Below are 12,738 nucleotides of genomic sequence, written 5' to 3' on the forward strand. Positions count from 1 at the left end.
GGCCGGAGCCGCCGTCACGTCCCGTACACCACTCCCGGCGGTGCCGCCTCCGCCAGCAGCTTCAGTGCCGTCTCCCCCGCCTCGGCCGGTGTCCACCGTGCCCCCTTGTCGGCGGTCGGGCCGGGCCGCCACCCCTCCATCACGGTGATCCGGCCGCCCTCCGTCTCGAACACCCGCCCGGTGACCCCGGCGCTCGCGGCGGAGCCCAGCCAGACCACGAGCGGGGAGACGTTCTCGGGGGCCATCGCGTCGAAGCCCGAGCCGGGGGCGGCCATGGTGGCGGCGAACACACGCTCGGTCATCCGGGTGCGGGCGGCCGGGGCGATGGCGTTGACCTGTACGCCGTAGCGGGCCAGTTCGGCCGCCGCGACCAGGGTGAGGCCCACGATCCCGGCCTTCGCGGCGCTGTAGTTGCCCTGTCCGACCGAGCCCAGCAGACCGGCCCCGCTGCTGGTGTTGACGACCCGTGCCACCGGCGTCCGTCCCGCCTTGGCCTCGGCCCGCCAGTACGCGGCCGCGTGCCGCAGCGGCAGGAAGTGGCCCTTGAGGTGGACCCTCATCACCGCGTCCCAGTCGTCCTCGGCAAGACCGACCAGCATCCGGTCGCGCAGGAACCCGGCGTTGTTGACGAGGGTGTCGAGGCGGCCGTACGCGTCCAGGGCCGTCGCGACCAGGGAGTCGGCGCCGGCGTCGGTCGCGACGTCACCGCCGTGCGCCACCGCCTCGCCGCCGGCCGCCCGGATCTCGGCCACGACGGCCCGGGCGGGGCTGTCCGGGCCGGGCGCGCCGTCGAGGCCGACGCCGAGGTCGTTGACGACGACCCGGGCGCCCTCGGCGGCGAAGGCGAGCGCGTGAGCCCGGCCGAGCCCGCGCCCGGCGCCGGTGACGATCACGACCCGGTCCGCGCAGATCTGGCTCATCTCAGTCCTCCCTGCGTTGGTGGTCCTTGTTGGCGGTCGCGGCGTCGAGGAAGGCCGGCCGCTCCCCGCCGCCGTGCACGAGCAGGCTGGCCCCGGTGATGTAGGCGGCCGCGTCGGAGGCCAGGAAGACGGCGGCGGCACCGACGTCGGACGGGGCGGCGAGGCGCCCGAGCGGGACGGTCCGGGAGACGGCGTCGACGCCTTCCGGCCCGCCGTAGTGCAGGTGGGCCAGCTCGGTGCGGACCATGCCGACGACGAGGGTGTTGACCCGGACCTCCGGCGCCCACTCCACCGCCATGGACCGGGCGAGGTTCTCCAGTCCCGCCTTGGCCGCGCCGTAGGCGGCCGAGCCCGGCGAGGGCCGGCCGCCGCTGACGCTGCCGACCATCACCACCGTTCCCCGGGCCCGCCTGAGCCGCTGGTGGGCGGCGAGCGAGGCGGTCAGCGGGGCGACGAGGTTGAGCTCGATCACCCGGGCGTGCCGCTCGGCGTCGGCGTCGGTGAGCTGCCGGTAGGGGGTGCCGCCCGCGTTGTTGACCAGCACGTCGACCCGGGGCAGGGCGTCGAAGAAGGCGCGGACGGCGGATGCGTCACGCAGGTCGAGAGGGGCGAACTCGACACCGTCCAGCGGATGTTCGGGCGGCCGACGGGCGCAGGCCAGGACCCGGGCGCCGGTCTCGGCGAAGGCGCGGGCGATCCCGGCGCCCACGCCCCTGGTACCGCCGGTGACGACCACGGTCCTGCCGCTCGGCGAGTTGTCCACAGGGCCTCCCACTCGTCCGTACCGGCTGCTAGCTTCGAAGCCTCACACCTAACAAATGTTTGGTGGAAAGGCAGCTGAGTGCGAAGGTAGCTGATGCGTCCATGGGTGTCTCCACCTCATCCCCGGAAAAGGGAATCTCGCTCGTCACGGTCGGCTTCCCGCCGGTGAACGCACTGCCGGTGCGCGGCTGGTTCGAGCTGGCCGACGCGGTGCGCGCCGCCGGCCGTGACCCGGCGGTGCGCTGTGTGGTACTGGCCGCCGAGGGCCGGGGTTTCAACGCGGGCGTGGACATCAAGGAGATACAGGCCGAGGGGAACGAGACGCTGATCGGCGTCAACCGGGCCTGCGCGGAGGCCTTCGCGGCGGTGTACGAGTGCGAGACCCCGGTGGTGGCCGCGGTGCACGGTTTCTGCCTGGGCGGCGGGATAGGCCTGGTGGGCAACGCGGACGCGATCGTGGCGAGCGAGGACGCCGTGTTCGGCCTGCCCGAGCTGGACCGGGGTGCCCTGGGCGCGGCCACCCAGCTGTCCCGGCTGGTCCCGCCGCATCTGATGCGGACGCTCTACTACACCTCGCGCACGGCGACCGCGGCCGAGCTGCACACGCACGGATCGGTGTGGCGGGTCGTGGCACGCGAGGAACTCGGGTCCGCCGCGCTGGAGCTGGCACGGGAGATCGCCGCGAAGGACGGCCGGCTGCTGCGGCTCGCCAAGGCCGCCATCAACGGCATCGACCCGGTCGACGTACGGCGGAGCTACCGCTTCGAACAGGGCTTCACCTTCGAGGCCGCCCTCAGCGGGGTGGGCGGCCGGGTCCGTGACACCTTCGGGAAGGGGGGTGCGGGAAGTGACTGACAAGACGATGACCGCCGACGAGGTCGTGGCGCGGCTGACCAGCGGCATGACCCTCGGCATCGGCGGCTGGGGTTCCCGGCGCAAGCCGATGTCCCTGGTCAGAGCGCTGCTCCGGAGTGGGATCGACGATCTGACCCTGGTCTCGTACGGCGGCCCGGACGTGGGGATGCTGGTCGCGGCCGGCCGGGTGCGCAGGCTGGTGACGGCCTTCGTCACCCTCGACTCCGTCCCGCTGGAACCGCACTACCGCGCGGCCCGCGAACGCGGCGACCTCGAACTGACCGAGGTCGACGAGGGCATGTTCATGTGGGGTCTGCGCGCGGCGGCGAACCGGCTGCCGTTCCTCCCGGTGCGGGCCGGCCTCGGCTCCGACGTCATGCGGGTCGACCCGGAGCTGCGGACCGTCACGTCGCCGTACGACGACGGGGAGACGTTCGTGGCGATGCCCGCCCTGCGGCTGGACGCGGCCCTGGTCCACGTCAACCGCGCCGACCGGCTCGGCAACGGGCAGTACCTCGGCCCGGATCCCTACTTCGACGACCTGTTCTGCGCGGCGGCGGACCGCGCCTACGTCTCCTGCGAACGGCTGGTGGACACCGCGGAGCTGACGAAGGCGGCGCCCCCGCAGTCCCTGCTGCTGAAACGGCTGGACGTGACGGGGGTGGTGGAGGCCCCGGGGGGCGCGCACTTCACGTCATGCGCACCGGACCACGGCCGGGACGAGGACTTCCAGAAGCTGTACGCGAGCACCCCGTGGGAGGACTTCTCGGCCCGCTTCCTGGCGGGTGACGAGCAGGCGTACCGGTCGGCGGTGCGCGGCTGGCGGGAGGAGCAGGCCGGATGAACGTTCTCCGCTCCGAGTACTGCGTGATCGCCTGCGCCGAGGCCTGGCGCGGCTCGGGTGAGATCCTGGCGAGCCCGATGGGCCTGATCCCCTCCCTGGGCGCACGGCTGGCCCGGCTCACCTTCGCACCGGACCTGCTGCTGACCGACGGCGAGGCGACGCTCGTCCGCCCGGACGGGACACCCGAGGGCTGGCTGCCCTACCGGCAGCATCTGGAGCTGGTGGCCGGCGGACGGCGGCACGTGATGATGGGCGCGAGCCAGCTCGACCGGTACGGCAACCAGAACATCTCGTGCATCGGCGACTGGGCACGGCCCCGGCGGCAGCTGCTCGGGGTGCGCGGGGCGCCGCTGAACACACTGAACAACCCGACGAGTTACTGGGTGCCGAAGCACTCCAGGCGGGTGTTCGTGGAGCGGGTCGACATGGTGTGCGGGGTGGGGTACGACCGGGTGGCCCGGCACCCGGGCACGGAACGCTTCCACCGGATCCCCAGGGTCGTCACCGACCTCGGCGTCCTCGACTTCGAGACCCCGGACCACTCGATGCGGCTGGCGGCGGTGCATCCGGGGGTGAGCGTGGACCAGGTGCGGGAGGCCACGGACTTCGCCCTCGAGGTGCCGGACGAGGTGCCGTTCACCCGTGATCCGGACGAGGAGGAGCTACGGCTGATCCGCGAGGTCCTGGATCCCGGTGGCGCGCGGACGAGGGAGGTCGCCGGCTGATGGAGACGGCGCTGACCCGGCTGGTCGGGATCCGGCATCCGATCGTGCAGACGGGGATGGGGTGGGTGGCTGGCCCCCGGCTGGTCTCGGCCACGGCCAACGCCGGAGCCCTCGGCATCCTGGCCTCGGCCACCATGACCCTCGATCAGTTGCGGGCCGCGATAGCGGAGGTGCGGTGCCGTACGGACGCCCCGTTCGGGGTGAACCTGCGGGCGGACGCGGCCGACGCCGGTGACCGGGTGCGGCTGATCGTCGACGGGGGCGTGCGGGTGGCGTCCTTCGCACTGGCCCCCTCCCCCGAGCTGATCACCGAGCTGAAGGCGGCGGGCGTGGTGGTGATCCCGTCCGTCGGGGCGCGGCGGCACGCCGAGAAGGTGGCGGCGTGGGGCGCGGACGCGGTGGTCGTGCAGGGCGGCGAGGGCGGCGGGCACACCGGTGAGGTGGCGACGAGCGTGCTGCTGCCGCAGGTGGTGGACGCGGTGCGGATACCGGTGGTGGCGGCGGGGGGTTTCTTCGACGGCCGGGGGCTGGTGGCGGCGCTGGCGTACGGCGCGGCGGGGGTGGCGATGGGCACGCGGTTCCTGCTCACCTCGGACTCGACGGTGCCGGACGCGGTGAAGGCGAGGTATCTGGCGGCGACGGTCAAGGACGTCACCGTGACCCGGGCGGTCGACGGGTTGCCGCACCGGATGCTGCGGTCCGATCTGGTGACCGCGCTGGAGCGTTCGGGCGGGGCCCGGCGTCTGCTGCACGCGATACGGCGGGCGGCGGGGTTCCGGAGGCTGTCCGGACTCACCTGGCGGCACCTCGTCCGGGACGGCCTGGCGCTGCGGCACGGCAAGGAGTTGTCGTGGAGTCAGGTGCTGCTGGCCGCGAACACACCGATGCTGCTCAGGTCGGCGATGGTGGACGGGCGTACGGATCTCGGGGTGATGGCGGCGGGGCAGGTCGCCGGGGTGATCGACGACCTGCCGTCGTGCGCGGAGCTGGTGGCACGGGTCATGAAGGAGGCGGAGGAGGTCAGGACACGTCTCACCGCCGCTCGATGAGCGTGCCGTTCACAGGCGCTCGATGATCGTCACGTTGGCCTGACCGCCGCCCTCGCACATCGGCACCATCCCCAACGGCCCCCTCGCACCGCTCGGCCCCAGCGGGCCCCCCAGGCTTCGGCGGCCTGCGGCGGACTCCGCCCGCCGAAGTCATGGCCACGCTCTGCCCACTCCGGTCAAAGCCGCTCGATGATCGTCACGTTGGCCTGACCGCCGCCCTCGCACATCGTCTGGAGGCCGAAGCGGCCGCCGGTGCGTTCCAGTTCGTGCAGGAGGGTCGTCATCAGCCTGACGCCGGTCGCGCCGAGGGGGTGGCCGAGGGCGATGGCACCGCCGTTGACGTTGACCCTGGCGGGGTCGGCGCCGGTCTCCTTGAGCCAGGCGAGGACGACCGGGGCGAACGCCTCGTTGATCTCGACCAGGTCGACGGCGTCGATGGTGAGGCCGGTCTTCTTCAGCGCGTGGGCGGTGGCCGGGATCGGGGCGGAGAGCATCCGGATCGGGTCCTCGCCGCGCACCGAGAGGTGGTGGACGCGGGCGCGGGGGCGCAGTCCGTGTTCGCGGACGGCGCGTTCGGAGGCGAGGAGCAGGGCGGCGGCGCCGTCGGAGACCTGGGAGGAGCAGGCGGCGGTGATGGTGCCGCCGTCGACCACCGGCTCGAGCGCGGCCATCTTCTCCAGGGAGGTGTCCCGGCGCGGGCCCTCGTCCACCGTGACATGACCGTAGGGGACCGTCTCGCGCTCGAAGCGGCCCTCGTCGATGGCGCTCAGCGCCCGCCGGTGGGAGCGCAGGGCGAACTCCTCCTGGTCCTGGCGGCTGATGCCCCACTTGGCGGCGATCATCTCGGCTCCGGCGAACTGGTTGACGGGCTGCCGGCCGTAGCGGGCGCGCCAGCCGGCGCTGCCCAGGAAGGGGCCCTCGGTCAGGCCGAGCGGCTCGGCGGCCTGCCGGGAGGCGAAGGCGATGGGGATCTGGGACATGTTCTGGACGCCGCCGGCGACCACCAGGTCCTGGGTGCCGGAGAGGACGGCCTGCGCGGCGAAGTGCACGGCCTGTTGCGAGGAGCCGCACTGCCGGTCGACGGTCACCCCCGGCACCTCCTCGGGCAGCCCGGCCGCCAGCCAGCTGGTGCGGGCGATGTCACCGGCCTGCGGTCCCACCGCGTCGAGGCAGCCGAAGACGACGTCCTCGACGGCGGCCGGGTCCACGCCCGAGCGCTCGACCAGGGCGGTCAGCACATGGGCGCCCAGGTCGGCCGGATGGACCCCGCTCAGTCCGCCCCGGCGCCGCCCGACCGGCGTGCGCACCGCTTCGACTATGTAGGCCTCGGCCATGTCATCGACTCCCTGCCCAGAAAGGGGTTTTCAACGAATGGGTGAGCTACTCGCGGACGGCGATCCCGTCCAGCACCATCGACAGGTACTGCCGGGCGATCTCCTCCGGGCTGTGCTGTCCGCCCGGCCGGTACCAGGAGGCGGCGACCCAGACCGTGTCGCGCACGAACCGGTAGGTGAGGCGGACGTCGAGGTCGGCACGGAAGACGTGCGCGGCGACCCCGCGCTCCAGGGTGGCCAGCCACGCCTTCTCGAACCTGCGCTGGGACTCGGCGAGGAAGGTGAACCTGTCCTGCGCGACCAGCTGCTTGCTCTCCTTCTGGTAGATCGCGACGGCGGCGCGGTGCCGGTCGATCTCCCGGAAGGACTCGGTGACCAGGGCTTCGAGGGTCTCGCGCGGACCGAGCCCGGCGTCCAGGACGGTGTCGTAGCCGTCCCACAGCTCGTCGAGGAAGGTCCGCAGGATCTCCTCCAGCATCGATTCCTTGGAGTCGAAGTGGTAGTAGAGGCTGCCCGCGAGCATGCCCGCGTGGTCCGCGATCTTGCGTACGGTGGTGGCGTTGTAGCCCTGCTCGGCGAAGACCTCGGCGGCGGTGTCGAGGAGTTCGCGCCGCCGGGCGGGGGCGGCGGTCACCTGGGGCTTCTTCTTGGTCGGCACGGGTACATTCTCGTCCTACGGGTGCTGGCTGCTGACGGAGACGACCTCTCCGGTGATGTACGAGGAGTAGCCGGACGCCAGGAAGACGATCGCGTTGGCGACCTCCCAGGGTTCGGCGTGGCGGCCGAAGGCCTCACGGGCGGTGAGGTCCGCCAGCAGCTCCGCGGAGGTCACCTTCACCAGGTGGGGGTGCATGGCGAGGCTCGGCGCCACCGCGTTGACCCGCACCCCGTACGCGGCCGCCTCGATCGCCGCGCACCGGGTCAGCGCCATCACCCCGGCCTTGGCCGCGGCGTAGTGCGCCTGTCCGGCCTGGGCCCGCCAGCCGACGACGGAGGAGTTGTTGACGATCACTCCGCCGTGCCCGCCGTCGCGGAAGTGCCGCAGCGCGGCCCGGGTGCATCGGAAGGTGCCGCCCAGGGTGACGTCGAGGACCCGCGACCACTGTTCGTCGCTCATGTCGACGAGCGCGGAGGTCCCGCCGAGACCGGCGTTGTTGACGACGACGTCCAGCCGTCCGTGCGCACGGACGGCGGTCTCGAACAGGGCCGCCACCTGCGCCTCGTCGGTCACGTCGCACGCGACGGCGCTCACCGCCCCGGGGAACTCACGGGTGAGTGCGGCCTCGTGCTCCTCGAGCCGCCGGGTGTGCGCGTCGCTGATCAGTACGCGTGCGCCCTCCTCCAGGAGGCGCCGCGCGGTCGCCCCGCCGATCCCCGCCCCGGCCGCGGCGGTGACGACGGCGGTACGGCCCGCGAGCAGGCCGTGCCCGGGCACGTACTCCGGAGTCTCGACGCCTGTCATGGGGCCACGCTAACCTACCAAACAATTGTTAGGGAAGGATGGTGACGGAGGCAGTGGACCTGACCCACACCCCGGCGGACGAGGAGTTCCGCGCCGAGGCCCGCGCCTGGCTGACGGCGCATGTGCCGTCCCGTCCGCTGCCCTCCCTGGAGACCGCGGAGGGCTTCGCGGCGCACCGCGCCTGGGAGGCCGAACTGGCCGCCGACCGCTGGTCGGTGGTGTCCTGGCCCGAGCGGTACGGCGGCCGGGACGCGGGCCTGCTGCGCTGGCTGGTCTTCGAGGAGGAGTACTACGCGGCGGGTGCGCCGGGCCGGGTCGGCCAGAACGGTGTCGGTCTGCTCGCGCCGACTCTCTTCGACCACGGGACCGAGGAGCAGCGCGCCCGGGTGCTGCCGCCGATGGCCACCGGGGAGGTGGTCTGGGCACAGGCCTGGTCGGAACCCGAGGCGGGTTCCGACCTGGCCGCCCTGAGATCCCGGGCGGTGCGGACGGCCGGGGGCTGGCTGCTGACCGGCCAGAAGACCTGGTCGTCGCGGGCCGCCTTCGCCGACCGCGCCTTCGGCCTGTTCCGCAGCGAGCCGGACACCCCGAGACCCCACCAGGGACTCACCTATCTGATGTTCGACCTGCGCGCGCCGGGCGTGACGGTCCGGCCGATCGGCCGCCTCGACGGGAAGCCGGCCTTCGCCGAGCTGTTCCTCGACCAGGTGTTCGTGCCGGACGAGGACGTGATCGGCGAACCGGGGCAGGGCTGGCGGATCGCCATGTCGACGGCGGGCAACGAGCGGGGGCTGACCCTGCGCTCGCCGGGCCGGTTCCTCGCCTCCGCGGACCGGCTGGTGCGGCTCTGGCGGGAGCGGGGCGCCCCGGAGTCCGCCGCGGCCCGGGTGGCCGACGCCGTCGTCCGGGCCCGCGCCTACCAGCTGTTCACCTATGCGGCGGCCGCGCGTTTCCTGGACGGCGAGGCGCTGGGCCCGGAGTCCAGCCTCAACAAGGTGTTCTGGTCCGAGCTGGACCTCTCCCTGCACGAGACGGCCCTCGATCTGCTCGGCGAGGAGGGCGAGTCGGCGGACACGGCGTGGTCCGAGGGGTACGTCTTCTCGCTCGCCGGTCCCGTCTACGCGGGCACCAACGAGATCCAGCGCGACATCATCGCCGAGCGCCTGCTCGGCCTGCCGAAGGGACGCCGCTGACATGCGCTTCCTCCTCGACACGGAGCAGCGGGACTTCGCGGACGCCGTGCGGAGCCTGCTCGCGGCGGCGGACACACCGACGGTGATACGGGACTGGAGCCGCGGGGAGCACGCGAGCGGGCGGGCCCTGTGGGGTCGTCTCGCCGAGGCGGGGGTGTTCGGGCTGGCGGTGCCGGAGGAGTACGGCGGGGTGGGGTACCGGCCCGTCGAACTCGCCGTCGCCTTCGTCGAGCTGGGGCGGTTCGCGGTGCCCGGGCCGTTGGTGGAGACGGTGGCGGCCGCGGTGCTGCTCGGTGAGCGGCCCGACCTGGCGAAGCGGTTCCTGCCGGAGATCGTGTCGGGCGGGGCGATGGCGACGGTGACGATGTCCTTCGCCGGGCACGGGTACGGACCCGCGCTGGACGGGGACGCTGCGCAGGTGCGGCTGGCCGCCACACCGGAGGGACTGCGGTTGTCGCCCGGTGCCGGTGCGGTGCGCCGGTCGCTGGATCCGGCGCGCCGGCTCACACCGCTGCCGCCCGTCGGTGAGCTGGTCGGTGCGGAGCCGCCGTGGGGGGAGGCGCTGCTCCGGGCGCGGCTGGCGACGGCGGCGCAGGCGCTGGGGGTGGGGATCGCGTTGCTCGACCGGACGGTGGAGTACGTGAAGCAGCGCACTCAGTTCGGCGTGCCCATCGGGTCGTTCCAGGCGGTCGGGCACCGGCTGGCCGATGTGAGGATCGCGCTGGAGTTCGCCCGGCCGCTGGTCTTCGGGGCGGCGGTGACGATGAGTCCGGCGGATGTCGCCGCGGCGAAGGTGAGTGCGTGCGAGGCGGGGTATGCGGCGGCGCGGGCGGCGTTGCAGTTGCACGGGGCGATCGGGTACACGGCGGAGTACGACCTGTCGCTCTGGCTGACCAAGGCGCGGGCCCTGCGGGGGGCTTGGGGGACGCCGGAGGAATGCCGGGGAGATGTGCTCAAAGGTCGTACTTGAACTGCGGGCCGGTGGGGGCTGGTCGCGCAGTTCCCCGCGCCCCCAAGGGGCGCTTCCCCTCGGGGCGATTCAGTGGTGATCCCCGCTTGCGATCTCCCGGTACTCCTCCTGCGTCGGTTTGGGGATGTGGGTGTCCGGGCCGAACATCCCTCTGGCCAGGCTCGCGCGCATCCGCTGCGCGAGCGTGACCTTGCGCCGTACCCCGTTCGCGTCCTCCAGCGGGCCCAGTTCGTACGGCGGGTTCTGTTCGTGCTGGGTGAGGGTGAACAGGTGGGCCTGGCTGAGGGGTTCGTGGACCTCGATGTACTCGCCGTGCGGAAGCATCTTGATGAGGCCGGTCTCCCTGCCGTGCAGCACCTTGTCGCGGTCGCGGCGCTGCAACCCGAGGCAGATCCGCTTGGTGACGACGAAGGCCAGGACGGGGGCGACGAAGACGGAGATCCGCACGAACCAGGTGATCGAGTTGATGGAGAGATGGAGGTGGGTGGCCACGACGTCGTTGCCGCCTCCGACCAGCAGGACGAAGTAGACGGTGAGCCAGGCGACGCCGAGGGCGGTGCGGACGGGGGCGTTGCGCGGCCGGTCGAGGATGTGGTGTTCGCGTCGGTCGCCGGTGATCCACGCCTCGATGAACGGGTAGACGCCGATGGCGAGGAGGAAGAGCGGGAAGAGCGAGAAGGGGATGAAGACGCCCAGCTCCAGGGTGTGGCCCCAGGCGTTGATCTCCCAGCCGGGCATGACCCGGATCAGGCCTTCGGAGAAGCCGAGGTACCAGTCGGGCTGGGCGCCGGTGGTCACCAGGTCCGGACGGTAGGGACCGAAGGCCCACACCGGGTTGATGGTGGCGATGCCGCCGATGACGGCGAGGACGCCGAAGACGAGGAAGAAGAAGCCGCCGGCCTTGGCCATGTAGACCGGCAGGAAGGGCATGCCGACCACGCTCTTCTGGTCGCGTCCGGGCGCCGGGTACTGGGTGTGCTTGTGGTAGAAGACCAGGATCAGATGGGCGACCACCAGTCCCAGCATGATCCCCGGCAGCAGCAGCACGTGGATCGGGAAGAACCGCGAGATGATGTCGTGCCCGGGGAACTCCCCGCCGAACAGGAACATCGAGATGTACGACCCGACGATCGGGATCGACAGGATCGCGCCGTCGGCGAACCGGACGCCGGTGCCGGAGAGCAGGTCGTCCGGGAGCGAGTAGCCGGTCAGACCGGTGAGGATGGCGAGGAACAGCAGGGTCCAGCCGAGCAGCCAGTTGACCTCGCGGGGCTTGCGGAAGGCGCCGGTGAAGAAGACCCGCATCATGTGGACGACCATCCCGGCCACGAAGACCAGCGCCGCCCAGTGGTGGATCTGCCGGATCAGCAGTCCGCCGCGCACGTCGAAGCTGATGTGCAGCGTCGACTCGTACGCCTTGGTCATGACGATGCCGTTCATCGGCCCGTAGCTGCCGTGGTAGACGACCTCGGCGCCGCTGGGCTCGAAGAAGAGCGTGAGGTAGACGCCCGTGAGGATCAGGATGAGGAAGCTGTAGAGGCAGATCTCACCCAGCATGAAGGACCAGTGGTCCGGGAACACCTTGCGCATGTTGGCCTTGGCCAGGGAGTACAGTCCGAGCCTGCCGTCGGCCCAGTCCGCGAGCTTCTCGCCCTTGCCGGGCGGCGCCGCTCGGTCCGCCGAACTCCCCACCCGTGCCTGTCCGTTCACCGTTCGTGCGCCGTCGTCCATACGTCGCCCGCCTCCCCGCCGGATCACCCCTCAGGGTGGCACGCCGGAGCGCTACAGCCAACGGGGCGTCGTGAACTCAGGCCACCGCGACGATGCCGGCCGCCCGCGCCGCCGCCAGCCACAGCGGGAACTCGCCGACGAGACGGTCGTACAGCTCGCCGTCCGGGACCTTCCGCGGGTCCGAACCGGCGTGGAAGAAGCCCGCGTTGTCCACCACCCGCTTCGCCGGCACGGCCAGCTCGTCGAGCTTGCGCAGGAAGTCGAACTGCTTGCTGTGCGGGTCGCCGAAGCCGACGAACTGCCAGAACAGCGGCAGCTTCGCCGCCTTGCACAGGTAGCGTTCCGCGGCGAGCTTGCTGATCGGGCCGCCGTCGGTCTGGAAGACGACGAGGGCGGGGTCGGTGGCGCCACTGTCGAGGTAGTGGTCGATGACGGCGTCCATGGCGAGGTGGTAGCTGGTCTTCCCCATGTGCCCGAGCCCGGCCGCGATCCTCTCGATCCGGCCCGTGTGCTCGGCCAGCGCGATGTCGGTGACCGCGTCGATGTCGGTGGAGAAGAAGACCACGGGCACCCGGCCGTCGTCGTCGAGGTGCGCGGAGAGGCCGAGGACCCGGTCGGCGAGCGCCTGCACGCTGCCGTCGGCGTAGTACGGCTTCATGGAGCCGGAGTAGTCGACGACCAGGTAGACGGCGGCACGCAGGCCGTCGAGTCCGTGCTTGGTGAGGGAGATCCCGGCGGAGCGGTAGGCACCGACGAGGGCGGGTGCGGTCTGCTCCACCTTGCTGAGACTGATCGCCGCCATGTCCCCGCCTCCCGCCGTTCACCGGTTCCCGCTTCCTCGCCCATGTCACCGAGCTGCCGTCAACCGTGCCTCGTCTGCTGCCACTTCTGAG

At 72.2% G+C, this 12,738-nt stretch carries 13 protein-coding genes; 6 read left to right on the forward strand and 7 right to left on the reverse strand.

What is annotated here, in order from left to right:
- Positions 1-14: 14 nt before the first annotated feature.
- On the reverse strand, positions 15-920 hold the full coding sequence (locus tag AB0958_RS02310; RefSeq protein WP_366888392.1) for an SDR family oxidoreductase: 906 nt from the start codon (positions 918-920) through the stop codon (positions 15-17).
- Position 921: 1 nt separating this feature from the next.
- The gene (locus AB0958_RS02315; protein WP_366888393.1) at positions 922-1,683 is read right to left on the reverse strand and encodes an SDR family oxidoreductase; all 762 of its coding nucleotides are present in this window, start codon (positions 1,681-1,683) and stop codon (positions 922-924) included.
- A gap of 101 nt (positions 1,684-1,784) precedes the next feature.
- Here AB0958_RS02315 and AB0958_RS02320 point away from each other — a divergent pair, with 101 nt between their 5' ends.
- Genes AB0958_RS02320 through AB0958_RS02335 form a run of 4 tightly spaced genes read left to right on the forward strand, consistent with a single transcriptional unit; the run spans position 1,785 to position 5,155 of the window.
- Entirely contained in the window at positions 1,785-2,537 is a 753-nt protein-coding gene (locus AB0958_RS02320) for an enoyl-CoA hydratase family protein (RefSeq protein ID WP_366888394.1), read from the forward strand.
- Positions 2,530-3,381, forward strand: coding sequence for a CoA-transferase (locus AB0958_RS02325; RefSeq protein WP_366888395.1), 852 nt, complete (start codon positions 2,530-2,532; stop codon positions 3,379-3,381). The genes AB0958_RS02320 and AB0958_RS02325 overlap by 8 nt, the downstream gene beginning before the upstream one ends.
- Positions 3,378-4,106: a CoA-transferase gene (locus AB0958_RS02330; RefSeq protein ID WP_366888396.1), complete on the forward strand. Its 729-nt coding sequence runs from the start codon at positions 3,378-3,380 to the stop codon at positions 4,104-4,106. The genes AB0958_RS02325 and AB0958_RS02330 overlap by 4 nt, the downstream gene beginning before the upstream one ends.
- On the forward strand, positions 4,106-5,155 hold the full coding sequence (locus AB0958_RS02335; RefSeq protein WP_366888397.1) for a nitronate monooxygenase: 1,050 nt from the start codon (positions 4,106-4,108) through the stop codon (positions 5,153-5,155). The genes AB0958_RS02330 and AB0958_RS02335 overlap by 1 nt, the downstream gene beginning before the upstream one ends.
- Before the next feature lie 176 nt (positions 5,156-5,331).
- On the opposite strand, the gene AB0958_RS02340 is transcribed toward AB0958_RS02335, so the two are convergent.
- The 3 genes from AB0958_RS02340 to AB0958_RS02350 are packed head-to-tail and all read right to left on the reverse strand — an operon-like array spanning position 5,332 to position 7,951.
- Positions 5,332-6,489: an acetyl-CoA C-acetyltransferase gene (locus AB0958_RS02340; protein WP_366888398.1), complete on the reverse strand. Its 1,158-nt coding sequence runs from the start codon at positions 6,487-6,489 to the stop codon at positions 5,332-5,334.
- A gap of 46 nt (positions 6,490-6,535) precedes the next feature.
- Complete coding sequence (locus AB0958_RS02345) at positions 6,536-7,147, reverse strand: TetR/AcrR family transcriptional regulator (protein ID WP_366888399.1); 612 nt, start codon at positions 7,145-7,147, stop codon at positions 6,536-6,538.
- Positions 7,148-7,162: 15 nt separating this feature from the next.
- The gene (locus AB0958_RS02350) at positions 7,163-7,951 is read right to left on the reverse strand and encodes an SDR family oxidoreductase (protein WP_366888400.1); all 789 of its coding nucleotides are present in this window, start codon (positions 7,949-7,951) and stop codon (positions 7,163-7,165) included.
- A 53-nt stretch (positions 7,952-8,004) separates the two neighbouring features.
- Between AB0958_RS02350 and AB0958_RS02355 the strand changes: the two genes are divergently transcribed.
- Positions 8,005-9,144: an acyl-CoA dehydrogenase family protein gene (locus AB0958_RS02355; RefSeq protein WP_366888544.1), complete on the forward strand. Its 1,140-nt coding sequence runs from the start codon at positions 8,005-8,007 to the stop codon at positions 9,142-9,144.
- Position 9,145: 1 nt separating this feature from the next.
- The gene (locus tag AB0958_RS02360; protein WP_366888401.1) at positions 9,146-10,114 is read left to right on the forward strand and encodes an acyl-CoA dehydrogenase family protein; all 969 of its coding nucleotides are present in this window, start codon (positions 9,146-9,148) and stop codon (positions 10,112-10,114) included.
- A 69-nt stretch (positions 10,115-10,183) separates the two neighbouring features.
- On the opposite strand, the gene AB0958_RS02365 is transcribed toward AB0958_RS02360, so the two are convergent.
- Positions 10,184-11,845 (reverse strand): cytochrome bc complex cytochrome b subunit, encoded by a 1,662-nt coding sequence (locus AB0958_RS02365; protein ID WP_366888402.1) that lies wholly within the window; start codon positions 11,843-11,845, stop codon positions 10,184-10,186.
- Positions 11,846-11,921: 76 nt separating this feature from the next.
- Positions 11,922-12,647, reverse strand: a complete 726-nt coding sequence (locus AB0958_RS02370) for a VWA domain-containing protein (protein WP_366888403.1) — start codon at positions 12,645-12,647, stop codon at positions 11,922-11,924.
- Between the last annotated feature and the right edge of the window lie 91 nt (positions 12,648-12,738).

It is taken from the genome of Streptomyces sp. NPDC006655, assembly GCF_040703965.1.
In the GTDB taxonomy this organism is placed as follows: domain Bacteria; phylum Actinomycetota; class Actinomycetes; order Streptomycetales; family Streptomycetaceae; genus Streptomyces.